Here is a 3,099-nt window from a genome sequence, read left to right on the forward strand (position 1 = left end):
TTGCTGATCGAGGAAGGCCAGCATGTGCTCCGCTTCGGTCGAGCGGCTCTCCACATCCTGACGCACGAACTCGCGCGCCATGCTGTTGACGATCGCCGCGGTCAGCGCGGGGTCGCCGCCTTCGAGACTCGTGCGAATCACGCCGGATTGCAGCGTGGTTTCCGCGACCACGAGCGCCTTTTGCAAGCGGTCCACGGTGCCCAGCGTCGAGGCGCGCTGCAGTTCGAAACGCGAGCCGGGAGCGCCGACCAGCTTATCGACGTGCAACGCGATCGGGCCGTCGGCAGTGTCGGTTTCCACGGTCTCGCCGACATGGCCGGAGAGAATCGCGATACCGTTCTTGTCGCGCAGCACGTACGAACCTGCGTCGCCCGCAATCAGCGTGAAGGTCGTGTCGTAGAAATCCTTCGACGTGTCGAAGCGCGACACGGCAATGCTCTCGTCACCCCATGCGTAGCCCGACAGGTTGATGAACGAAGGCAATTTGAAGCCCCATTGCCCGTTCACCAGACCCGCGATCATCCCGCCGATCAGCGGCAAGCTGCGCGGCGACGCTGAAATGTCGAGGTGCAGGTTCTTGACCGTTTCCTCGGTGACGAGACGCGACTTCAGCAGCTCGATCTCCGCCGCGGTCGAGGGCTTGGTGTCGAACATGCCGGTAAGCGGCGGCAAGGAATCCTTGCCGTTCGCGTTAGCGTTCGCCGTCTTGTCCTCGACGTGGAACAGCACGTCCGCGCGATATGTCGGCGGTGCGAGAAAGGCATACGCGCACCCCAGCGCGAGTGCGATCAGCGTCACCATCGCGATCGTGCGCCAACCCCTCACGATCGTGCGTAGATAGTCCGACAGATGCAGCTCGTCCGGTCCGGACACGTCGGTATAGCGGTTTTCGAAGTTGATTGCCATTTTCTTCACCCAACAAAGCCCGGCGGTTCAAGGTCACGTTACACGGTTGTTATTTCGCAAGAATGGCACCCGTCACAGCCGCATTGATCGCCGGCAGCAGCAGGTTCAACACACGGTTGAAGCGAACCAGCCCGCCTTGCCCGACATACACGACGTCCTTCGGTTGGAGCTCGAACTGATTGGCAAGGATCATGGACACCGGCGAGGTCGCATCGAGGTGGTAGACCTGCGGCGAGGCACTTGTCGAATTGCGGATCACGAACAACTGTCTGGCCGCCGCCGTGTTCGAGTCGAAGCTGCCGCTGTCGGAAATCGCCTGCGAAAGCGTCAGCGAGCCGTTGCGCATCGGCATGATGGTCGCGGGCTTGTTGACCTCGCCCATCACATACACGCCGCTGTCTTCACGCGACGCCACGCGCACCATGTCGCCTGCTTGCAGGTAGATGTCGGACGGATTGCGGCCACGCTTGATCAGGTCGTCCACGTTGATCGGATACGTGACGCCGTTGCGGATCAGATCAACGCGGCTACGATCCGCATTCGCGCTGAAGCCGCCGCCCTGGTTGATCACGCTGGTCAGCGACAGCGGAATGTCGGTAACCGACTGCGCGCCCGGGGTCCGCACTTCGCCATCGACGTAGACCTGCGCGTTCCGGAACGAAGCCACCCGCACCGTCACCTCAGGCTTCTGATACACGGTGCTCAGGCGCCTATGCAGTTCCTTCTGGATCGACGCAACATCTTTGCCGGCCACATGCACCGTGCCCGCATACGGGAACTGCACGTCGCCGTTTTCGTCGATCAGAAAACCGGGCGCGGCGTCCGACGTCTTCGCGTTCTGCGCGGGCTGGCCGAGCGCGGCGGCGAGTTCCGGGTGATCCCACACGACGATCTGCAGCACGTCGCCAGGACCGACCTTGTAAGCCGTCGGTTTGCCGAACAACGCGGTCGTCCCCGGCGGCAGTGCCATGGCCGTCTGTGCCGCGTTCATCTTGCGCAGCAGCGCGAGGTTGATATCGGTAATCGGTATCTGCTGTTGCTGCGATGCTTCAGTGCTGTAATCCCCACCCGTGTCCTGAAGCGCGGCCGGCGTAATCATCCGCTGGCCCGGTGCGATCCCGCAGCCGGATAGCAGTGCTGTCAGTGCTGTAACTGTGAAAATCACGAGACTTCCCGTGCGTATACCAAGCGAGCTCATGGTGTTTCCTCCTTGTGCCAGGAAACTGTCCTCGGGGGAGGGAGCGCCCAGCGTGCTTGTTAACTACTTAGTAAGCGTTTCGATGCACCAGTCCGGCAACGATCGTCGCGCCGATAATCCGCATATCGAGCGCGAACGACCAATGCCCCAGGTAGTACAGGTCATGTTCGACGCGACGCTCCATCTTCTCGATGCGGTCGGTTTCGCCACGAAAGCCGTTGATCTGTGCCCAGCCCGTAATGCCCGGCTTGATCCGATAGCGATTGATGTAGCCGGCGACCACTTTCTGATAGAGGTCGTCGTGCTCGAGTGCATGGGGACGCGGTCCGACGACCGACATGTCGCCACGCAACACGTTGAAGAACTGAGGTAGTTCGTCGAGGCTCGTGCGGCGTAGAAACGCGCCGACTCTCGTGACGCGCGCATCGTTGCGCGTCGCCTGCCTGAGCGTGCCTTTTTGCTCGGTATGCAGTCGCATCGAGCGGAATTTGTAGATCGTGAAGACGCGGCCGTCTGCGCCTTTACGCTTCTGCTTGAAGAGAACCGGGCCGCGCGACGAGAGCTTCACCGCGATCGCAATGCCAAGCAGGATCGGCGCGAGACCGATCAACGCCGTCGCGGCGAACAGGCGGTCGAAGATTTCCTTCTTCAGCATCGAACTGGCCGACAGGGGCGACGCGACGAGGTTGATCGCCGGCACGCCGAGCAGATCGATCACGCCGCTGCCATCGAACAATGCAATGCTGCGCACGTCCGGCATGAAGCGAATGTTCACCAGATCGTCGCGAAACTCGCTGATCAGCTTGCAGATCAGGGGCTCTTCGGCGAGCGACAACATGAGCCAAAGCTCGTGCACATCGTTGCTTCGAATGTAGTCGGCAAGCGCATCCACCGTATCGCAGACAGGCACCCGCGCGCTGGTCACAGCAGACACGTCCGGGCGCGTGTTGTAGACGGCCGTGGCGCGGAAGCCTGTGCCGGGCGCCGAATCGATC

General features: G+C 61.7%; 3 protein-coding genes. All 3 read right to left on the reverse strand.

Translation table 11 applies throughout. From position 1 onward, the window contains the following. Window positions 1-906 (reverse strand): Wzz/FepE/Etk N-terminal domain-containing protein (locus tag VFE81_RS21995; RefSeq protein ID WP_325046612.1); only part of this gene is annotated, 906 nt, incomplete at its 3' end. Window positions 907-955: 49 nt separating this feature from the next. Continuing rightward, window positions 956-2,104, reverse strand: a complete 1,149-nt coding sequence (locus tag VFE81_RS22000) for a polysaccharide biosynthesis/export family protein (RefSeq protein WP_325046613.1) — start codon at window positions 2,102-2,104, stop codon at window positions 956-958. A gap of 67 nt (window positions 2,105-2,171) precedes the next feature. Beyond that, on the reverse strand, window positions 2,172-3,099 hold a 928-nt coding region (locus VFE81_RS22005; RefSeq protein ID WP_325046614.1), incomplete at its 5' end, for an undecaprenyl-phosphate glucose phosphotransferase.

The sequence above is a fragment of the Paraburkholderia sp. genome, from assembly GCF_035656215.1.
Taxonomy (GTDB): domain Bacteria; phylum Pseudomonadota; class Gammaproteobacteria; order Burkholderiales; family Burkholderiaceae; genus Paraburkholderia.